Raw genomic sequence first — 20785 nt, 5'->3', positions numbered from 1 at the left:
TGGGTCTGTCCGCGGTTCAGGAGCGTACTTCGAGGAGCGGGACGAGCTGCTCGGCGGGGGTCATCGAGCCGTGCATGCCGGCCATGGCCGACTCGTGCGGCTCGTTGACGGACGCGGTGATCACGACGTCGTCGTGCGCGGCGGCGACGACGTCACCGATCCGGCCGTGCACCCGCTCGTCGATCCGGGGCCCGAACCAGCCCGCCGCGATCGCCTCCTCGCGGCTCGCCACCCAGAACTGCTCGCCGAGCACCTCGCGCCAGCAGGCCAGTACGTCGGCCTGGGCGCCCGGGACGGCGTAGACGTGGCGGGCCCTGCCCTCGCCGCCCAGCAGGGCGACTCCGGCACGCAGCTCCCAGTCCTCGTCGAAGTCGATCCGGGACTGCTCGTCGAACGGGATGTCCACCATGCCGTGGTCGGCGGTCACGTACAGCGCGGCGCGCGACGGGAGTTGCTCGGCCAGTCGCTGGACGAGCCGGTCGACGCACATGAGCTGACCGCGCCAGGAGTCGGAGTCGATGCCGTGGCGGTGGCCGCTGCCGTCGAGCTCGCTGTAGTACGTGTACACCAGCGACCGGTCGCCGGCGGCGAGCTGCTCGGCGGCGAAGTCCATGCGCTCGTCGCCCGAGAGGCGGCCGTGAAACGTTCCGCCGCTCAGCGCGATCTTCGTCAGCGGAGTGTCCTGGAAGGCCGGGGACGAGACCTGGGCGGTGTGGACGCCCGCCGCGTCGGCGAGCTGGAAGACCGTCGGGTACGGCTGCCAGGCGTGCGGCGAGGTCCAGGGCCGCCAGCGCAGCTGGTTCATCAGCTCGCCCGTGGCGGGGTCGCGCACGGTGTAGCCGGCCAGTCCGTGCTCGCCGGGCGGCAGGCCCGTACCGACGGAGGCCAGCGAGGTCGCGGTGGTGGCGGGGAACCCCGCGGTCAGGGGCCGGCCGGTACCGCCGCGCGAGCCGGCGAGCAGCGAGGTGAGGAAGGGCGCCTCGTCCGGGTGGGCCTTGATCTGCTCCCAGCCCAGCCCGTCGATCAGGAACACGCAGTTCCGGTCGGCGGGGGCCAGCTCGGCAATGCGGTGCTCGCAGCCCGGTACGCCCTGGGCGGCGGCGAGGGTCGGCAGCAGGTCGGCGAGGGAGCCGGAGCCGTACTCGGGCACGGGCGCGCTGTCGACGGCGAGCGCGGTGGAGTATCCCCATGCCGCGGAGCCCGGGCGCGGTACCGGATCGTCGGGCCAGGCGGAGGCCGTGGTCGTGGTCTGCCCCATCAGCGCGTGGCCGCGGTGGCTTCGGACAGGGCCTGCGCGAACGCGAGGGCCTGGCGGACCGTCTCGGGACCGTCACCGGCCTCGCTGACCCGCAGGCTCAGGTCGTCGGCCGTGGAGTTGCCGGTGTAGCCGTGGTCGGCCTCGCAGTTCGGGTCGCCGCAGGCGGCGGGCTCCAGGTCGATGCGGGAGACGGCGCCCCAGCCGATGTTCAGCACGACCTCGCGGGGCAGGGTGCCCGGGGTGTAGGACTCGGGATTGGCGACGACCCGGCTGAGGACGACGGACGAGATCCGGCCGAGCTTGACGGACTCGGTGGAGGTGGTCGCGTACGGCGTCGGGGAGCTGGTGTCGGCGTTCTGCTCGTCGGTGTGGCTGACGATGAAGCGGGTGGAGGTCAGCACCAGGACGGTGACGTGGCGGCGCACCTCGTTGTTGTCGAAGGTGGTCTCCTGGTGGACCAGGTACGACGCGATCGACTCGCCGCCGACGGCGGCCTCCACCGCCTCGGCCACGAGGGCCGGGTAGTAGCCGCTGCGCTCGATCGCCGCGCGCAGCCCCTGGGTCGTCGTACCGGTCTTCGCCATGGGCTCCATCCTACGGGGCCGGTCGGCCAGGCCCGTCCCCCTCAGTAGCTGGGGAGACGTCGTGGCCCGAGGTCGGTGCGGGCGGGGGGCGGGGCGAGGCGGACGGTGGCGCCGAGGACGGACAGGCCGCGCGGCGCGACGACCACCGGCTCCAGGCCGATGGCGACGATCTCCGGGTGGTCGTCGACCAGCCGGGACACGCGCAGGAGCAGCTCCTCCAGGGCGGAGGTGTCGACGGGGTCGGCGCCGCGCCAGCCGAACAGCAGCGGCGCGGCGCGGATGGAGCGGATCTGTTCGGCGACGTCCCGCTCGGTGGCCGGGACGAGCCGGTGCGCGGTGTCGCCGAGCAGCTCGGAGGGGGCGCCGGCGAGGCCGAACGACAGGACGGCTCCGACGGCGGGGTCGAGGGCGGCGCGCACGACGGTGTCCACGCCGCGCGGCGCCATGGGCTGGACGACGGGCTGGAGCTCCTCGGGCTTGCCGAGGGTCTGGGTCAGCTCGGCGTACGCGGTGCGGAGCTGCTCCTCGGTGGCCAGGTCGAGGCGTACGCCGCCGAGGTCGGGGCGGTGGCGCAGGTGGGGCGCGGTGGTCTTGAGGGCGACGGGGTAGCCGAGGTGCCCGGCGGCGCGGACGGCGGCGTCCGGCGTCGGGGCGGCGAGGGCGGGGCGTACGTCGATGCCGTACCGGCCGAGCAGCTCGCGGGTGGCCGCGGGGTCCAGGGTGACGCCCCGCTCCCCCACGCCGTCGCCCTCACCGAGCGCCCGCTCGATCTGGGCGGCGGCACCCGCCTCGTCGATGCCCTCGTAATGCGGCACCCGGCCCGGCTCGGCCGCCTGCCGCCGCCACTGTGCGTACCGCACGGCCTCGGCGAGCGCCCGTGCGGCCCGCTCGGCGGCGGGGTACGCGGGGATGCGGCTCTCCCGGGGGCCCGGGGTACCGCCGGCTTCCGGGGCGGGGCCGGCGGGTCCCGCTGGTTCGGCTGGTTCCGTGCGCGCGGGGTGCGGGGTGTCGGCGGGTGCGGGATGCGGGGTTCCGGCGGGTGCCGGGGGCTCCGGAGCCGGGTGGACGGCGGGGCCGGGGGGCGGGGGCGCCGTGCTGGTGGCGGCCGCCAGGGCGTCGGCGAGGGCGCCCATCTCGACGTGGACCACCAGGACCGGCTTCGCCGGAGCGGTGGCGGAGGCGGCCCGCAGGGCGGCCGCCAGAACCTCGCCGTCGCCCGACTCGGTCACCCCGTTATCGCCGACCCAGGGGATGGCGGTCACCACGACGGCGTCGCACGCGTCGTCCCGCAGGGCCTCGGAGAGCGCGGCGCGGAAGTCCTGCGGCGTGGCGGCGGTCGTCAGGTCGCGCGGCCGGAGCGGCCGCAGGCCCTCGGTGAGGCACGCGTCGTACGTGAGCAGGCCGAGCGACTCGGAATTGCCGAGGATCGCCACGCGCGGCCCGGCGGGGAGCGGCTGCCCGGCGAGCAGCAGGCCCGCGTCGACGAGCTCGGTGACGGTGTCGACGCGGATGACGCCCGCCTGCCGCAGCAGGGCGGAGACCGTGGCGTACGGGATGCGGGTGACCGGCACCGCGTGGCCCGGCGGGGCGCTGCCCCCGTGGCGGGCACCCTGCACCACGACCACGGGTTTGACGGCCGCCGTGCGGCGGGCGAGGCGCGTGAACTTGCGCGGGTTGCCGATCGATTCGAGGTACATCAGGGCGACGTCCGTGTCGGGGTCGTCGTACCAGTACTGCAGGATGTCGTTGCCCGACACATCGGCGCGGTTGCCCGCGGAGACGAAGGTCGACAGGCCCGCGCCGCGCCGGTGCAGTCCGGAGAGCAGCGCGATGCCGATCGCGCCGGACTGGGTGAACAGGCCGATGCGGCCCTGTGCCGGGGAATGCGGCGCGAGGGACGCGTTCAGCCGCACGCCGGGCGCGGTGTTGATGACACCGAAGGCGTTGGGGCCGATGACGCGCATGCCGTACGTGCGGGCCTGGCGGACCAGTTCCCGCTGGCGCTCCCGTCCGGCGGCGCCCTGTTCGGCGTATCCGGCGGAGAGGACGACCAGCCCCTGGACGCCGTGCTCGCCGCAGTCGGCGAGGACCTCCGGGACCCGCTCGGCCGGTACGGCGACGATGGCGAGATCGACGGGCTCGCCGATGTCGCCGACGGAACGGAAGGCCGGGACGCCCTCCATCTCGCTGCGCCCCTCCGGCAGGGCGCGGTTCACGGCGTAGGTGCGGCCGGTGTACCCGGCGTCGAGGAGGTTGCGCAGGACCGTGCGACCGACCCCGCCGTGGGTGCGGCCGGCACCGATGACGGCGACCGATCCGGGGGCCAGGAGCCGTTGCACGGACCGGGCCTCGGCGCGCTGCTCCCGGGCGCGCTGCACGGCGAGGGAGCGGTCGGTGGGCTCCAGGTCGAGGTGGAGGCGTACGGCGCCGTCCTCGAAACTGCGCTTCTGGGTGTACCCGGCGTCCGTGAAGACCTTGATCATCTTGGAGTTGGCGGGCAGCACCTCGGCCGCGAAGCGCCGGATGTCCCGCTCGCGCGCGACCGCCGCGATGTGCTCCAGGAGCGCGGAGGCGACGCCGCGCCCCTGGTGGGCGTCCTGGACGAGGAAGGCGACCTCGGCCTCGTCGGCGGGCGCGCTCGCGGGGTGCCCCCGGTCGTCGATCCGGTCGTAGCGGACGGTGGCGATGAAGTCGTCGCCGACCGTGGCCGCCAGGCCCACCCGGTCCACGTAGTCGTGGTGGGTGAAGCGGTGCACGTCCTTGGCGGAGAGGCGGGGGTAGGGTGCGAAAAACCGGTAGTACTTCGATTCGTCGGAGACCTGCTCGTAGAAGCTGACCAGGCGTTCCGCGTCATCGGGAGTGATCGGCCTGATGCGCGCGGTGCCGCCGTCGCGCAGTACGACGTCGGCCTCCCAGTGGTCGGGGTACGCATGGTCCGGCTGATCCGACGGGGTCCGCATGGGGCCAGCGTACGGGGCGGGGCACCGGTCGCGGAGGTGCTGTGGACAGGGCCGGATGATCAGGTTCGCGCGCACCCCGGACAACATGAGAGAGTGGTCTAGACAACCCCCTGAACTCGAAGGGCAACACCATGGCTGAGCGCCGCGTCAACGTCGGCTGGGCCGAGGGCCTGCACGCCCGCCCCGCCTCCATCTTCGTCCGTGCCGCCACGGCCTCCGGCGTTCCCGTCACGATCGCCAAGGCCGGCGGAAACCCGGTGAACGCCGCCTCGATGCTCGCGGTGCTCGGCCTGGGCGCGCAGGGCGGCGAGGAGATCGTGCTCGCTTCGGACGCGGAGGGTGCCGACGCCGCCCTGGACCGTCTGGCGAAGCTGGTCGCCGAGGGTCTCGAAGAGCTCCCCGAGACCGTCTGAGTCTTCCGGACTTCCGGGACGGGGCTTTACCCGGCCGTTCCCGGTTTCCGGACACGAGCGGCGGAGCCGTATCGCCACGGAATTCGATTCCGGGCCGGTACGGCTCCACCGTTTTCGTGGTGCGGACGTGAATGACAGGGCTGGACAGGAATATCCACGCCGCGGAATTGCTCTTCTTTGTATACGGCCCCGCTGTTAATTGCGGACGCTCGCTGTGTTGACGTCAGGTTGCGAAGTCCTCACACGCAGCCGGTGGGCCCCGCGGGACCGCTCCGCGTGCAGGGCGGTGAGCGCCCTGGCCCGCTCCGCGTCACCGCGCGCCACGGCGTCGACGATGGCGCCGTGCTCGGCCCACTCCTCCACCGGTTGCGCGGACTCCTCGACCACGTACATCCATGCGATCTTGTGCCGCAGCTGGGTCAGCAGGGCGGTCAGTCCGGGGCTTCCGGAGGCCTGGGCGAGGGTCTCGTGGAACCAGCCGCCGAGCGAGCGCAGGTCCTCGCCCCGGCCCCGGCGCGCCCGCTCCTGACCGAGTCTGACCAGGCCCCGCAGCACCTTGAGGTGCGCCTCGGTGCGCCGCTGGGCGGCGCGTGCCGCGCCGAGCGGTTCGAGCAGGGCGCGGATCTCCAGCAGGTCGGCGGCCTCCTGCTCGGTCGGCTCGGCGACGCACGCCCCGATGTGCCGGCGCGTGGTGACGAAGCCCTCCGACTCCAGGGTGCGCAGGGCCTCGCGAACGGGGACGCGGGAGACCCCGTAGCGGCGCGCCAGCTGCTCCTCGGTGAGCCGGCCGCCGCGCTCGAAGACCCCGGAGACGATGTCGTCGCGGATAGCCGTGCATACCGAGTGCGCGGGAATGCGCATACCGAACCTCCGACTGGATCCGCGCGGAACAATGAGCGCCGACGATTTGACGAGTGTTCAGTGACTCTATTGCAGCACGGCTGAATTTCCGATGGCCGACCGAAAACCATGGATATCTTTTGGCCAGGATCGGCCGGAACGGGCCGGGACCGAGCGGGATCGAGCGGGATAGAGCGGGACCGGCCGGCATCGAGCGGGGGGGGTGGGCCGGCACGGAGCCGTGCCCGACGGGCCCGGGCATGCCGAAAGGCCCCTGCTCGCGTGGAGCGAGCCGGGGCCGGCGGACGCCGGGTGGGTCCCGGGCGTCGGGGTCAGACGTTGACGCCGTGGGAGCGCAGGTACGCGACCGGGTCGATGTCGGAGCCGTACTCGGCGCTCGTGCGGGCCTCGAAGTGGAGGTGCGGACCTGACGAGTTGCCGGTCGAGCCGGAGATGCCTATCTGCTGGCCCGGCATGACGCGCTCGCCCACGGCGACGCTGACGGAGGAGAGGTGGCCGTACTGGGTGTACGTGCCGTCCGCCATCCGGATCACGACGTTGTTGCCGTACGCGCCGCCCCAGCCGGCCTCGACGACGGTGCCCAGGCCCACGGAGACGACCTCGCTGCCGTAGGGGGCGTGGAAGTCGATGCCGGTGTGGCTGCCCGAGGACCACATGGCCCCGCCGGCCCCGTAGGAGGTGCTGACGTACGAGCCGGCGACCGGGAGCGTGAAGGAGTTGAGCCGCTTGCGCTCGGCCTCGCGGGCGGCGCGCTCCTCGGCCTCACGGGCCGCCTTGGCGCGGGCCTCCGCCTTGCGCTTGGCCTCGGCCTCCGCCTTGGCCTGGGCCTCGGCGAGGGCGGCGGCCTCCTCGGCCTCCCGCTCCTGGGCCTCGGCCTGGGCGTCGATGCGGTCGGCGATCGTGTCGGTGATGACCGCCTGGTTCAGGCCGGTGTCCTCGAGAGCGCGGGTGTCCGTGTCGGCGGCGAGCGCCGGGGAAGCGAGGGTTCCGATCACGCCGGTGGTGGCGAGAGCCGCGACGCCTGCGGCGTGTGCGCTCTTGCGGCTCAGACGGCTCGGGGCACGGTGCTTCCCGGTGGCACGGGTGAACGCCATGAAGTGGCTGGTCCTTTCCTTCCTTCTCGCCTACCGGGTTAGCTGACGGGTTCGGAGCAGGAAGGTCTCCTACGGGCCCCTCCGCACGGATGCGAAGGCGTCCGATTCACCCCAGGGACTGCATGGGTCCCCGGCTCCCCGGGCTCGCGCCCGATGGGGATTCGGCGATGGCTGTCCGGTGCCGCGGGTGCGGCGGGTGCAGCGGGCGGACAGCGCATCAGACGCTAAGCGGCCGATCTTTCAATCACCAAACGAACACGCTTTTTTGTAGCGCACGCCACAGGGCAGACACGTAACCTCCCCAATAAAACGGACATACGGCGAGGAGACAGGGGAACCCCGGCATCCGATCGGATGCCGGGGTTCCGCGAACCGGGCGGACGGCGGGCGCCCGACCCGTCGTCAATCAGCCGGAGACGACGGTCACTTCGCCGATGCCGAGCGCCTCGACGGGCTCCTTGATCTGCGCGGCGTCACCGACGAGCACGGTGACGAGACGGTCCACCGGGAAGGCGCTGACGACGGCGGCGGTGGCCTCCACGGTCCCGGTCTCGGCCAGGCGGGCGTACAACTGCGCCTGGAAGTCGTCCGGGAGGTGCTGCTCGACCTGGTCGGCGAGGGTGCCCGCGACCGAGGCCGCCGTCTCGTACTTCAGCGGGGCGACGCCCACCAGGTTCTGCACGGCAGTCTCGCGCTCGGCGTCGGTCAGGCCCTCGGCTGCCAGGGTGCGCAGCACCTTCCACAGGTCGCCGAGCGCCGGACCCGTGTTGGGCGTGTCGACGGATCCGCTGATGGCCAGCATCGCGGCGCCGTTGCCCTCGGGACCGGAGCGCAGCACCTGTCCGAAGGCGCGCACGCCGTAGGTGTAGCCCTTCTCCTCACGCAGGACGCGGTCCAGCCGGGAGGTGAGGGTGCCGCCCAGGCAGTACGTACCGAGGACCTGCGCGGGCCACACGCGGTCGTGCCGGTCGGGGCCGATGCGGCCGATCAGCAGCTGCGTCTGCACGGCGCCGGGCCGGTCGACGATGACGACGCGACCCGTGTCGTCGGCGGTGACCGGCGGGACGGGGCGGGGCGCGGCGGTGTCGCCCGTCCAGGCGCCGAGGGTGTCGGCGAGCACCGCGTCGAGGTCGACGCCCGTCAGGTCGCCCACGACGACCGCGGTGGCCGTGGCGGGCCGGACGTGTGCCTCGTAGAAGGCCCGCACGGCCGCGGCGTCGATCCGCGCCACCGTCTCCTCGGTGCCCTGGCGGGGGCGGGACATGCGCGAGGCGGCCGGGAAGAGCTCCTTGGAGAGCTGCATGGCGGCGCGGCGGGCCGGGTTGGCGAGCTCGTGCGGGATCTCGTCGAGCCGGTTGCGCACCAGGCGCTCGACCTCGCTGTCGGCGAAGGCAGGGGCGCGCAGCGCCTCGGCGACCAGCCCGAGGGCCTTGGCCAGCCGGGACACCGGCACCTCGAGGGAGACCCGGACGCCGGGGTGGTCGGCGTGCGCGTCGAGCGTGGCGCCGCAGCGCTCCAGCTCGGCGGCGAACTCCTCCGCCGAGTACTTGTCGGTGCCCTCGGACAGGGCCCGGGACATGATCGTGGCGACTCCGTCGAGGCCCTCCGGCTCGGCCTCCAGCGGGGCGGCGAGGGAGATGTCGACGGCCACGACCTGCTGGCCGGGGCGGTGGCAGCGCAGCACTGTCAGGCCGTTGTCGAGGGTGCCGCGCTCGGGGGCCGGGAAGGCCCAGGGCTTGGGCGTGCCCGCCCGGGGCTGCGGGTGGAACTCCATGGACGTCAGGGACACAGCGGCGTCGCTCACTGGTCGGCTCCCTCTTCCTGCTCGCTGCGGTCTGCGGTGACGGGCTCATAGACCAGTACGGCCCTGTTGTCCGGGCGCAGCCGGGCCTTGGCGACCGCCTGCACCTCCTCTGCGGTGACGTCCAGGACGCGCTGGACGGCGGTGAGGGCGAGCTGCGGGTCACCGAACAGGACGGCGAAGCGGCACAGTTCGTCCGCGCGGCCCGCGACCGTGGCGAGCCGGTCGAGCCACTCCCGCTCCAGCTGGGCCTGGGCCCGCTCCATCTCCTCCGGGGTGGGGCCCTCGGCGGCGAACCGGGCCAGCTCGTCGTCGACGGCGGCCTCGATGTCGGGCACGTCCACGCCGGCGGAGGTCTTCACGTCCAGCCAGCCGAGCGACGGAGCGCCGGACAGCCGCAGCAGGCCGAAGCCGGCCGACACGGCCGTACGGTCGCGGCGCACCAGGCGGTTGTGCAGCCGGGAGGACTCGCCGCCGCCGAGGACGGTCAGGGCCAGGTCGGCGGCGTCGCACTCGCGCGTGCCGTCGTGCGGCAGGCGGTAGGCGGCCATCAGCGCGCGGGCCGGGACCTCCTCCTCGACGACGTGGCGCAGCTGCTCGCCGATGGTGTCGGGCAGGGTCCCGTCGCGCGGCGGCTGCTTGCCGTCGTGGGCCGGGATGGAGCCGAAGTACTTCTCGATCCAGGCGAGCGTCTGGGCGGGGTCGATGTCGCCGACGACCGACAGGACGGCGTTGTTGGGCGCGTAGTACGTGCGGAAGAAGTTCCGCGCGTCCTCGAGGGTGGCGGCGTCGAGGTCGGCCATGGAGCCGATCGGCGTGTGGTGGTAGGGGTGGCCTTCCGGGTACGCGAGGGCGGTCAGCCGCTCGAAGGCCGTGCCGTACGGGACGTTGTCGTACCGCTGGCGGCGCTCGTTCTTGACGACGTCCCGCTGGTTCTCCATGGACTCCTCGTCGAGCGCGGCGAGCAGGGAGCCCATCCGGTCGGCCTCGAGCCACAGGGCCAGCTCCAGCTGGTGGGCGGGCATGGTCTCGAAGTAGTTGGTCCGCTCGAAGCTCGTGGTGCCGTTGAGCGAGCCGCCGGCACCCTGCACCAGCTCGAAGTGGCCGTTGCCCTTCACCTGGGCCGAGCCCTGGAACATCAGGTGCTCGAAGAGGTGGGCGAGGCCGGTGCGGCCCTCGACCTCGTGACGGGAGCCGACGTCGTACCAGAGGCACACCGCGGCGACCGGGGTCAGGTGGTCCTCGGAGAGCACCACGCGCAGGCCGTTGGCCAGGCGGTGCTCGGTCGCTGTCAGGCCGCCGGAGCCGGCCTGGGCTGTGGCCGTGTGACCCATGGGCATGTACGTCCCTTCGATCGCGGAGTGGAAAGTGCTGCCACTGTATGCAAGCGGACCGACACCTGGCGAAGTTCCCGTACCGCCGGATCGTCCCTCTTCCGGGTCGCGGTCGGCGTTGTCGGTGGGACGGTCCACAATGGTCGGCGTCAGATCAGCCCTTGCCTGGTGAAGGAGCGCAGCCGCGATGGCCCGCCGCAGCACGAAGACCGCGCAGCCCGACGACTTCGAGGAGCGGATCCTCGACATCGACGTCGTCGACGAAATGCAGGGCTCCTTCCTCGAGTACGCGTACTCGGTGATCTACTCCCGGGCACTGCCCGACGCCCGCGACGGCATGAAGCCGGTGCACCGCCGCATCGTGTACCAGATGAACGAGATGGGCCTGCGGCCCGAACGCGGCTTCGTCAAGTGCGCCCGGGTCGTCGGCGAGGTGATGGGCAAGCTGCACCCCCACGGCGACGCCTCGATCTACGACGCGCTGGTGCGCATGGCGCAGCCCTTCTCCATGCGCCTGCCGCTGGTGGACGGCCACGGCAACTTCGGCTCCCTCGGCAACGACGACCCGCCGGCGGCGATGCGGTACACCGAGTGCCGGATGGCGGACGCCACCTCCCTCATGACGGAGTCGATCGACGAGGACACCGTCGACTTCACACCGAACTACGACGGGCAGGAGCGCGAGCCGGTCGCGCTGCCCGCCGCCTTCCCCAACCTTTTGGTCAACGGCGCGTCCGGGATCGCGGTCGGCATGGCGACCAACATGCCGCCGCACAACCTGGGCGAGGTCATCGCCGCGGCCCGGCACCTGATCAGGCACCCGGGCGCGGACCTGGAGACCCTGATGCGGTACGTGCCGGGGCCGGACCTGCCGACCGGCGGCCGGATCGTGGGGCTGTCCGGGATCAAGGACGCGTACGAGACGGGCCGCGGCACCTTCAAGATCCGCGCCACCGTGGCCGTGGAGAACGTGACGCCCCGGCGCAAGGGACTGGTCGTCACCGAACTGCCCTTCACGGTCGGCCCCGAGAAGGTCATCGCCAAGATCAAGGATCTGGTCGCGGCCAAGAAGCTCCAGGGCATCGCCGACGTCAAGGACCTGACCGACCGCGAGCACGGCCTGCGGCTGGTCATCGAGGTCAAGAACGGCTTCATCCCCGAGGCCGTGCTGGAGCAGCTGTACAAGCTGACGCCGATGGAGGAGTCCTTCGGCATCAACAACGTGGCGCTGGTCGACGGGCAGCCCCTGACGCTGGGCCTGAAGGAACTGCTGGAGGTCTACCTCGACCACCGCTTCGAGGTCGTGCGGCGCCGCAGCGAGTTCCGGCGCGGCAAGAAGCGGGACCGGCTGCACCTGGTCGAGGGCCTGCTCGTCGCGCTCCTCGACATCGACGAGGTCATCCGGCTGATCCGGTCGAGCGAGAACTCGGCGCAGGCCAAGGAGCGGCTGATCGAGCGGTTCTCGCTGAGCGAGGTCCAGACGCAGTACATCCTGGACACCCCGCTGCGCCGGCTCACCAAGTTCGACCGGCTGGAGCTGGAGAGCGAGCGGGACCGGCTGAACGCCGAGATCGCGGAGCTGACCCGGATCCTGGACTCGGACGCCGAGCTGCGCAAGCTGGTCTCGTCGGAACTCGCCGCGGTGGCCAAGAAGTTCGGCACCGAGCGGCGCACGGTGCTGCTGGAGTCGGCGGGCACGCCGGTCCAGGCGGCGTCGCTGCAGGTCGCGGACGACCCGTGCCGGGTGATGCTGTCGTCGACGGGTCTGCTGGCGCGCACGGCGAGCGGCGAGCCGCTCCCGGACAGCGGCGGCCGGCGCACCAAGCACGACGTGATCGTCTCGGCGGTGCCCGCGACGCAGCGCGGCGAGGTGGGCGCGGTGACGTCCGCCGGGCGGCTGCTGCGGCTGTCGGTGATCGACCTGCCGCAGCTGCCGGACACGGCGTCCGCGCCGAACCTGTCGGGCGGGGCGCAGATCTCCGAGTTCCTGACGCTGGAGAAGGACGAGACGGTGGTCTGCCTGACCACGCTGGACGAGTCGTCCCCGGGTCTGGCGATCGGCACGCTCCAGGGCGTCGTCAAGCGCGTCGTGCCGGACTACCCGGCGAACAAGGAGGAGCTGGAGGTGATCACCCTCAAGGAGGGTGACCGGATCGTGGGCGCGGCCGAGCTGCGCACCGGCGAGGAGGACCTGGTCTTCATCACCTCCGACGCGCAGCTGCTGCGCTACCCGGCCTCCCAGGTGCGGCCGCAGGGCCGCCCGGCGGGCGGTATGACGGGGATCAAGCTGTCGGCCGGCGCCGAGGTGATCTCGTTCACCGCGGTCGACCCGGCGGCGGACGCGGTGGTCTTCACGGTCGCCGGCTCGTCCGGCGCGCTGGACCCGGAGGCGGGCACGTCGGCGAAGCTGACCCCGTTCGACCAGTACCCGCGCAAGGGCCGGGCGACGGGCGGCGTGCGCTGCCAGCGCTTCCTGAAGGGCGAGGACATGCTGATCCTGGCCTGGGCGGGGGCCGCCCCGGCCCGGGCGGCCCAGAAGAACGGCTCCCCGGTCGACCTGCCGGAGCCCGACCCGCGCCGCGACGGCTCGGGCACGCCGCTCCCGAAGCCGGTCGCGGTGGTGGCGGGCCCGGCGTCGTAACCCGGCGCGAGGACCTCCTGCGGTCGGCGGTTCACGCCGTGCCGCGGGAGGTCTTCGTGTCTCACGGCGATGTCCTGCCGATTCCCGCATGCCGGCCCGGTACGCCGGATAGCCTCGACATGATCGGCAGCCCTCCCCCGACGCTCGCGGAGGCTGCCGGTGTGTCCGGCACCCCTGGGGAAGGATGGCCAGCGTTGACGGAAGAGGCATTCAGCATCGACAAGCGCCCGTTGCGCGATCTGCTGCGCCAGGTCGAGGACGGCCGGGCGCAGCTGCCCGAGTTCCAGCGCGGCTGGGTCTGGCCTCATCCGAACATCGCGAGTCTGCTCGCGTCGATATCTCTGAGCTATCCCGTCGGTACGGTGATGCTGCTGCAGGCAGGTGGTGATGTCCGGTTCAAGTACCGGCCCATCGAAGGCGCCACGCCACCGGCCACCGCGACGCCGGACACCCTGGTTCTCGACGGACAGCAACGGCTCACGTCCCTGTTCCAGTCCCTGAAACAGGGAAGCCCCGTCGTCACGCAGGACCTGCGCAAGCAACGCGTCTCGGGGTGGTTCTACGTCGACATGCGGGCGGCCGTCGACGGCAACACCGACCGGGAGGACGCCATCCGCTTCCTCCCCGCCGACCGGGTCGTGCGCAACTTCCGCGGGGAGCCGGTCGAGGACTACTCGACCAGTGAGCGGGAGTACGAAGCGCACCTCTTCCCGTTGAGCTCCGTCTTCGACCCCGATGACTGGGAATCCGGCTTCGAGGACCACTGGGAGTACGACAAGGAGAAGCGGAAGTTCTGGAAGACGTTCTACAACGAATTCATCAAGCCCTTCGACCGGTACCAGATCCCGGTCATCTCCCTGGGCAGGGCGACACCGCGACAGGCCGTCTGCCAGGTGTTCGAGAAGGTCAATACGGGCGGCGTGACCCTGACCGTCTTCGAGTTGCTGACCGCCACCTTCGCCGCCGACGAATTCGACCTCAGGCAGCACTGGGAAAAGCACTGCAAAGCGGCGTGGCGAGCGCCCGAGTACCGCATCCTGAGGGACGTCTCGAACACCGACTTCCTCCAGGCGGTGACTCTGCTGGCAACCGCCGACCGCCACGCGGCGGCCGCGCGGGCGGGCATTCCCGAGGAGCGCCGGCCGCGCATCGGCTGCAAGCGCAAGGACATGCTGGCGCTCGCACTGGACGAATACGAGCGCTTCGCACCCGTCGTGGTCCAGGGCTTCAAGGCAGCCGCCAAGTTCCTGCGGCAGCAGTACATCTTCGACACCAAGTTCCTGCCGTACGGCACCCAGCTCATCCCTCTCGCCGCCATCCTGGCACTGGCGGGGGAGTCCGCGCAGAGCGCCGGAGCCCAGCAGAAACTGGCACGCTGGTATTGGTGCGGCGTGTTCGGCGAGCTGTACGGCGGTTCGACGGAAACGCGCTTCAGCCAGGACCTTCCCGATGTGGTCGACTGGATCGGCGGCTCGGCAACGGAGCCCCGGACCGTCGAAGCGGCGGAATTCGCTCCCGGCCGGCTTCTCACCCTGCGTACCCGCAACAGCGCCGCCTACAAGGGAATCTACGCATTGCTCCTCAAGGCCGGCGCCGTGGACTGGCGCACGGGAGAGAAGGCTGAGGTGACGGGGTACTTCGACGAGTCGATCGATATTCACCACGTCTTCCCGAAGACGTGGTGCGAGAAGGCCGGGCACCCGTCGGAGGTCTACAACTCGATCGTGAACAAGACCCCGCTCACGGCGCGCACGAACCGGATCATAGGGGGCGCCGCCCCCTCCGAATACCTCGTACGGCTCGCCAAGAGTGCGGAATCGACGCCGGATGTCGTGGCCGAGCACATCCGGTCCCACCTCATCTCCCCGGACCGTATGTCCGGCGACGACTTCACAGGATTCTTCGAGGACCGCAAGGCCGCCCTCCTCGGCAGGATCTCCGCCGAGATGGGCAAGGCCATGGGCGAGGAACCGGCCACTGCCGAGACGGCGGTCAGCCTGGACGACCCCGACGACACGGACGATCTCTAGGGAACCTCGTCGGGCTCGCCCTTGTCGGGGACGAAGCGCAGGACGCCCCACATGCTGTGCTCCTCCGGGGCGTCGTGCGGGCCGGTCACCCGGCAGCCGTCCAGGGAGGTGCGCAGGGCGTCGGGCTCGATGCCCGAGCCGATGAGCACCAGCTGGGTGAGGCGCTGCTCGTCGGCCGGCCAGGGCTCGGGGTGGAAGCGCAGGAAGCGGCCGACCGCGTGGACCGCGTACCGGTTGGCGGGGTCGGCGTCGCCGAAGTCAACGAAGCCCTTGATCCGGTACAGGCCCTCCGCGCGCGAGTCGAGGAAGTCCAGCAGGCGGCGCGGGTGCAAGGGGTCCCCGGCGGTGAAGGAGAGCGTCTCGTACTCCGCGTGCGGGTGGGCGTGGTGCTCGTCCTCCCGCAGGTCGTCGAAGGAGAGCTGTCCCTCGATCCCGTCGTCGTCCCGTCGCGCGGCCCGGTCGAAGAGCAGCTCCGGATCGACCCGGCCGTACGCGGCGTCGATCACGGCGGCCCGGTCCGCCAGGCCGGCGACGACGGTGTGCACGCGGCGCAGCTCCTCCGGATCCACCCGGTCGGCCTTGTTGACGACGACGAGGTCGGCGATGGCGAGGTGGCGGTCGGTCTCGGGGTGCCGGGCGCGCGTGGCGTCGAACTCGGCCGCGTCGACGACCTGGACCAGTCCGCCGTACACGATCCGCTCGTTGTCGCTGGCGAGGACCATCCGCACCAGCTCCTGCGGCTCGGCGAGGCCGCTCGCCTCGATGACGATGACGTCGAGGTGGGCGGAGGGCCGGGTGAGGGCCTCCAGGTAGGTGTCGAGCTCACTGGCGTCGACCGCGCAGCACAGGCAGCCGTTGCCGAGGGAGACGGTGGAGCCGACCTGGCCGGCGACCGTCATGGCGTCGATCTCGATCGAGCCGAAGTCGTTGACCATGACGCCGATGCGGGTGCCCCGGGCGCTGCGCAGCAGATGGTTCAGCAGGGTCGTCTTCCCCGACCCGAGGAAGCCCGAGAGGACCACGACGGGGATCTGCTGCACGCTGCTCAAGGGACACCTTTCCGCTGGGGCTTCCGGTCGACGGCTCCGGATCACGGCTACCCAGGATAGGCGTGGTGATCAGCGCGGGGAGCCGGCGTGATGTCCGGCATTTCCCCGAGGGGGCTCGGCCGTTTACGGTTCCTGGGATGAGCCCCGCACCGGTCCCCGCCCCCTCCCCCGCCGTGCGCGCACCGGCGCGGCGGAGGCGGTTCGGCTGGCCGCAGCGGGTGTTCTCGCAGGTCCTGCTGATGCAGCTGGCCATCGCGACCGGGGTCACCGTCCTCGCCACGGGACTGTTCCTGGCACCGCTGAGCGAGCAGCTCGACGACCAGGCCATGCGGCGGGCCCTGGCCATCGCCGAGGCCACGGCCTCCCCCGAGGTCGCCGGCGAGCTGCTGGCCACGCCGCCCAGCGCCGACGGGCCCGTCCAGGCGGAGGCCGAGCGGATCAGGACGGCCACCGGCGCCGAGTACGTGGTGATCATGGACACCCGTGGAGTGCGCTGGTCGCACACCGATCCGCGCAAGATCGGCCAGGTAGTGTCCACCGATCCCAGCGACGCCCTCGCGGGCCGGGACGTCATGGAGATCGACAGCGGCACGCTCGGCCGCTCCGCCCGCGGCAAGGTGCCGCTGCGCGCGGCGGCCGGCGACATCGTCGGCGCGGTGTCGGTCGGCATCGAGTACGACAGCGTCCGGGCCCGGCTGCTGGCGGCCATCCCGGGGCTGCTGGCGTACGCGGGCGGGGCGCTGGCCGCGGGAGCACTGGCCGCGTACCTGATCTCGCGCCGGCTCCAGCGCCGTACGCACGACCTCGCCTTCTCCGACATCTCGGCGCTCCTCGCGGAGCGCGAGGCGATGCTGCACGGCATCCGCGAAGGGGTCGTCGCCCTGGACGGGGCCGGGCGGATCCGGCTGCTGAACGACGAGGCGCAGCGGCTGCTGGGCGTGGGGCCCGAGACGGCCGGGCGGCCGCTGGACGAGGTGCTCGGGGAGGGGCGGACGGCGGACGTGCTGGCCGGCCGGGTCACGGGCGAGGACCTGGTGACCGTACGCGGACAGCGCGTACTGATCGCCAACCGGATGCCCACGGACGACGGAGGCGCCGTCGCGACGCTGCGTGACCGGACCGAGCTGGAGCGGCTGGGGCGCGAGCTGGACTCGACGCGCGGGCTGATCGACGCGCTGCGCGCCCAGGACCACGAGCACGCCAACCGGATGCACACGCTCCTCGGGCTGCTGGAGCTGGAGATGCACGAGGAGGCGGTGGAGTTCGTCACCGAGGTGGTGGGCGTGCACCGGGCGACCGCCGAGCAGGTCACCGAGCGGGTGCACGATCCGCTGCTGGCGGCGCTGCTGGTGGGCAAGGCCACGGTGGCGGCGGAGCGCGGCGTCTCGCTGCGCGTCGCGCCGGGCACACTGCTGCCGGACCGGCTGGTGGAGCCGCGCGAGGTGGTCACGGTCGTCGGCAACCTGGTCGACAACGCGCTGGACGCGGCAGCCGGCTCCGAGGAGCCCGTCGTGGTGGTCGAGCTGGGCGCCGAGGGGCGTACCGCGGTGCTGCGGGTCACGGACACCGGGCCGGGCGTGCCGGCCGAGCGACGCGAGGTGATCTTCACGGAGGGCTGGTCCACCAAGGACCTGCCCGCGCACGGCGGACAGCGGGGCCTGGGACTGGCCATGGTGCGCCGGCTGGCGGAGCGGCAGGGCGGCAGCGTGCGGGTGGGGGAGGGCGCGGGTGGAGGCGCCGAGTTCACCGTCGTGCTGCCGGAGGCCCTGACGGAGCCCGCACCGGCGCCGCGCGACCCGGCGGGAGACCCTCCGGCGGCGGAGGTCGTCCCCGGAGCGGAGGTCGTCCCGTGATCCGCGTGCTCGTCGTGGACGACGACGTCCGGGTCGCGGAGATCAACGCCGCGTACGTGGCCAAGGTGCCGGGATTCGAGGTCGCCGCCCGCGCGCACACCGCGGCGGAGGCCCTGGCACGCGTGCAGGAGCTGCCCGGCCTCGACCTGGTCCTCCTCGACCACTACCTGCCGGACCGGAACGGGCTCGCGGTCGTGCGGGAGCTGCGGCGGCGCGGCCACGAGACCGACGTGATCATGGTCACGGCGGCCCGGGACGTCGCCACCGTCCAGGCCGCCCAGCGTCACGGGGCGTTGCAGTACCTGGTGAAGCCGTTCAACTTCGCGGGTCTGCGCCCCAAGCTGGAGGCGTACGCCGCGCTGCGCCGCACCCTGGACGGCGGCGGCGAGGCCGAACAGGCCGAGGTGGACCGGATCTTCGGTGCGCTGTCGGTCGGCTCCGGCGCGCCGGACCTGCCCAAGGGGCACTCCCCGACCACGGCGGAGCTCGTACGGCAGGTGCTGCTGGCCGCCGGCGGTCCGCTGTCGGCACAGGAGATCGCCGAACGGGCGGGGGTGAGCCGGCAGACCGCGCAGCGCTACCTGAAGCTGCTGGAGCGGGCGGGGCGGGTGCGGCTGTCGCTGAGGTACGGCGAGACCGGCCGCCCGGAGCACCGCTACGCGTGGGCCACCTCCTGAGGGGCGCTCTTCGAGGCCCGGATCTCCTGAGGGGCGGCCCGGAAAGCCTCAGACCGCGCCCGCGCCCGTCAGCGCCCGTACCTCCGTCTCCGCGTGCCCGGCCTCGTCGGGCGGCTCGGGCGAGGTGACCGTACCGAGCCAGCCGGCCAGGAAGCCCAGCGGGATGGAAACCGCTCCGGGGTTCTGGAGCGGGAAGAGCTGGAAGTCCACACCGGGGAAGAGCGAGTCGGGACTGCCGGAGACGACCGGGGAGAGCACCACCAGCAGGACGGCCGGCACGAGCCCTCCGTACACCGACCAGACCGCGCCGCGCGTGGTGAAGTTCCGCCAGAAGAGCGAGTAGATCAGGACCGGCAGGTTGGCGGAGGCGGCGACCGCGAAGGCGAGGCCCACCAGGAACGCCACGTTCAGGTCCCGGGCGAGGAGGCCCAGGCCGATCGCCACCGCGCCGATCCCGGCCGCGGCCACGCGTGCCACCGCGACCTCGCTGTACGCCGTGGAGCGCCGGCGCCGCCGCAGCGAGGCGTACAGGTCGTGTGCGACCGAGGCGGAAGAGGCGAGCGTGATGCCGGCGACGACGGCCAGGATCGTCGCGAAGGCAACCGCCGCGACCACGGCGAACAGCACCGCCCCGCCCGTCGTGCCCGCTCCGCCGCCCAGGTCGAGGGCGAGGAGCGGCACGGCGGTGTTGCCGGCGGCGCTGGACGCCCGCACGTCGTCGCTGCCGACGATCGCGGCCGCGCCGAAGCCGAGCACGATCGTCATGAGGTAGAAGCTGCCGATGAGTCCGATGGACCAGACGACCGAGCGCCGTGCCGCGCGGGCGGTCGGCACGGTGTAGAAGCGGGACAGGATGTGGGGCAGGCCGGCGGTGCCGAGGACGAGCGCGAGACCGAGGCTGATGAAGTCCAGGCGCGCGGTCCAGTCCGCGCCGTACTTCAGGCCGGGGGCGAGGAAGTCGGAGCCGTGGCCGCTGCGTTCTGCCGCGGTGGTGAGCAGCTGGTCGACGTCGCCGTGGAAGCGCAGCAGGACGAGGACCGTGAGGGCGAGTGTCCCCGCCATCAGCAGCACGGCCTTGACGATCTGAATCCAGGTGGTGGCGCGCATACCGCCCAGGGATACGTAGACGACCATCAGCGCCCCGACCCCGATGACGGTCCAGGAGCGCGCGGCCTCGCTCGTACCGCCCAGCAGCAGGGCGACCAGACTGCCCGCGCCGACCATCTGGGCCACGAGGTAGAGCACCGACACGGTGACGGAGGACGTGCCCGCCGCGATCCGCACCGGCCGCTCCCTCATCCGCGCGGCGATGACGTCGGCGAGCGTGAACCGGCCACAGTTGCGGACGAGTTCGGCCACGAACAGCAGGACGACGAGCCAGGCCACCAGGAAGCCCACGGAATAGAGCATTCCGTCGTATCCGTAGAGCGCGATGAGCCCGGAGATACCGAGGAAGGAGGCGGCGGACATGTAGTCGCCGGCGATGGCGAAACCGTTCTCCATGGGGGAGAACAGCCGTCCTCCGGCGTAGAACTCCTCGGCGGAGCCGCGCCGGTTGCGGCCGGCCCAGGTCGTGATGGCCAGGGTCACCGCGACGAACGTGCTGAACAGCAGCAGCGCCAGGGTCTGGTGGTCTCCGCTCACCGCCCGGCCTCCTCCCGGGTCGACTCCGGGCCCCTCTCCCGGCTGCTCCGCCGGTCCCTGTCCCGGCCTCGCTCCTGGTCGAACACGGCCCAGCGCAGGTCCAGCGCCGCCCGGTCCCGGTGCAGCCGGGCATGACGTACGTACGCCCAGGTCAGCACGAAGGTGGTGAGGAACTGGCCGAGTCCCGCGATCATCGCCACATTGACCGCGCCGGCCACCGGCCGGGACATCAGCCCGGGCGCGGCGGTCGCGGCGACGACGTACGCCAGGTACCAGGCGAGGAAGGCGAGCGCGGCCGGCACCACGAACCGCCGGTAGCGGCTGCGTACCTCCTGGAAGGCGGCGCTGCGCTGCACTTCGCGGTAGATGTCGGTCGCGGCCGGGGGCCGCTGCGGCGGCTGTGCCCGCCGCGGCCCCGCAGCGGCGGGCTCGTCCGCTCCGGCCGGCTCTCCCCAGCCGGAGGCCGCCGCGTCATACCACGGGTCATGGATCACGGAATCGACCCTCCTTGTCAGCGAACCGTTTCGGCCGCGTGCCCAAGGATGGGCATTCCGGAAGGATCCCGACCTCCCGTCCCCGACCTCTT

At 72.4% G+C, this 20785-nt stretch carries 15 protein-coding genes and 1 riboswitch; of the genes, 5 read left to right on the top strand and 10 right to left on the bottom strand.

What is annotated here, in order from left to right:
- Positions 1-16: 16 nt before the first annotated feature.
- From IH00_RS0121195 to IH00_RS0121185, 3 genes are read right to left on the bottom strand one after another with little or no spacing between them, the layout of a single operon-like run.
- Positions 17-1258 (bottom strand): alkaline phosphatase family protein, encoded by a 1242-nt coding sequence (locus IH00_RS0121195; protein WP_031075914.1) that lies wholly within the window; start codon positions 1256-1258, stop codon positions 17-19.
- Positions 1258-1842, bottom strand: coding sequence for a DUF5998 family protein (locus IH00_RS0121190; RefSeq protein ID WP_031075913.1), 585 nt, complete (start codon positions 1840-1842; stop codon positions 1258-1260). The genes IH00_RS0121195 and IH00_RS0121190 overlap by 1 nt, the downstream gene beginning before the upstream one ends.
- Positions 1843-1883: 41 nt before the next feature.
- Positions 1884-4802, bottom strand: coding sequence for a bifunctional acetate--CoA ligase family protein/GNAT family N-acetyltransferase (locus IH00_RS0121185; protein WP_031075911.1), 2919 nt, complete (start codon positions 4800-4802; stop codon positions 1884-1886).
- A 131-nt stretch (positions 4803-4933) separates the two neighbouring features.
- On the opposite strand from IH00_RS0121185, the gene IH00_RS0121180 reads away from it, so the two are divergent.
- Positions 4934-5215, top strand: a complete 282-nt coding sequence (locus IH00_RS0121180; protein ID WP_031075909.1) for an HPr family phosphocarrier protein — start codon at positions 4934-4936, stop codon at positions 5213-5215.
- A 195-nt stretch (positions 5216-5410) separates the two neighbouring features.
- Here IH00_RS0121180 and IH00_RS0121175 read toward each other — a convergent pair whose 3' ends face one another.
- The 4 genes from IH00_RS0121175 to IH00_RS0121160 all read right to left on the bottom strand — a co-directional run bounded on the left by IH00_RS0121175 (position 5411) and on the right by IH00_RS0121160 (position 10311).
- Positions 5411-6076, bottom strand: a complete 666-nt coding sequence (locus IH00_RS0121175) for a GntR family transcriptional regulator (protein WP_031075907.1) — start codon at positions 6074-6076, stop codon at positions 5411-5413.
- Between the two features lie 311 nt (positions 6077-6387).
- Positions 6388-7170 carry a M23 family metallopeptidase gene (locus IH00_RS0121170; RefSeq protein WP_031075906.1) on the bottom strand — a complete coding sequence of 261 codons (783 nt, stop codon included), beginning with the start codon at positions 7168-7170 and terminating at the stop codon, positions 6388-6390.
- Between the two features lie 12 nt (positions 7171-7182).
- A riboswitch (cyclic di-AMP (ydaO/yuaA leader) is annotated at positions 7183-7347 on the bottom strand.
- Positions 7348-7576: 229 nt separating this feature from the next.
- Positions 7577-8944 carry a M16 family metallopeptidase gene (locus tag IH00_RS0121165; RefSeq protein WP_031075904.1) on the bottom strand — a complete coding sequence of 456 codons (1368 nt, stop codon included), beginning with the start codon at positions 8942-8944 and terminating at the stop codon, positions 7577-7579.
- A gap of 26 nt (positions 8945-8970) precedes the next feature.
- Positions 8971-10311, bottom strand: a complete 1341-nt coding sequence (locus IH00_RS0121160; RefSeq protein ID WP_078887877.1) for a M16 family metallopeptidase — start codon at positions 10309-10311, stop codon at positions 8971-8973.
- Between the two features lie 181 nt (positions 10312-10492).
- Here IH00_RS0121160 and IH00_RS0121155 point away from each other — a divergent pair, with 181 nt between their 5' ends.
- Positions 10493-12946: a DNA gyrase/topoisomerase IV subunit A gene (locus IH00_RS0121155; RefSeq protein ID WP_031075900.1), complete on the top strand. Its 2454-nt coding sequence runs from the start codon at positions 10493-10495 to the stop codon at positions 12944-12946.
- Positions 12947-13140: 194 nt separating this feature from the next.
- A complete protein-coding gene (locus IH00_RS0121150; RefSeq protein ID WP_031075897.1) occupies positions 13141-14976 on the top strand; it encodes a DUF262 domain-containing protein in 1836 nt (611 codons plus the stop codon).
- On the opposite strand, the gene IH00_RS0121145 is transcribed toward IH00_RS0121150, so the two are convergent.
- Entirely contained in the window at positions 14973-16016 is a 1044-nt protein-coding gene (locus IH00_RS0121145; protein WP_031075896.1) for a CobW family GTP-binding protein, read from the bottom strand. The two genes, IH00_RS0121150 and IH00_RS0121145, sit on opposite strands and share 4 nt — an antisense overlap.
- Positions 16017-16162: 146 nt before the next feature.
- Between IH00_RS0121145 and IH00_RS0121140 the strand changes: the two genes are divergently transcribed.
- Both IH00_RS0121140 and IH00_RS0121135 read left to right on the top strand, forming a co-directional pair.
- Complete coding sequence (locus tag IH00_RS0121140; protein ID WP_052411533.1) at positions 16163-17878, top strand: sensor histidine kinase; 1716 nt, start codon at positions 16163-16165, stop codon at positions 17876-17878.
- Positions 17875-18555 carry a DUF7342 family protein gene (locus tag IH00_RS0121135; RefSeq protein ID WP_031075894.1) on the top strand — a complete coding sequence of 227 codons (681 nt, stop codon included), beginning with the start codon at positions 17875-17877 and terminating at the stop codon, positions 18553-18555. The genes IH00_RS0121140 and IH00_RS0121135 overlap by 4 nt, the downstream gene beginning before the upstream one ends.
- A 48-nt stretch (positions 18556-18603) precedes the next feature.
- On the opposite strand, the gene IH00_RS0121130 is transcribed toward IH00_RS0121135, so the two are convergent.
- Positions 18604-20199: a solute symporter family protein gene (locus tag IH00_RS0121130; RefSeq protein WP_031075893.1), complete on the bottom strand. Its 1596-nt coding sequence runs from the start codon at positions 20197-20199 to the stop codon at positions 18604-18606.
- Complete coding sequence (locus IH00_RS0121125) at positions 20196-20693, bottom strand: DUF485 domain-containing protein (RefSeq protein ID WP_234334912.1); 498 nt, start codon at positions 20691-20693, stop codon at positions 20196-20198. Before IH00_RS0121125 ends, IH00_RS0121130 begins: the two co-directional genes overlap by 4 nt.
- Positions 20694-20785: the final 92 nt, after the last annotated feature.

This window comes from Streptomyces sp. NRRL S-118 (assembly GCF_000716335.1).
Classification (GTDB): Bacteria; Actinomycetota; Actinomycetes; order Streptomycetales; family Streptomycetaceae; genus Streptomyces.
The sequence above is the reverse complement of the archived record's forward strand: the minus strand, read 5'-3'. Positions and strand labels throughout refer to the sequence as shown.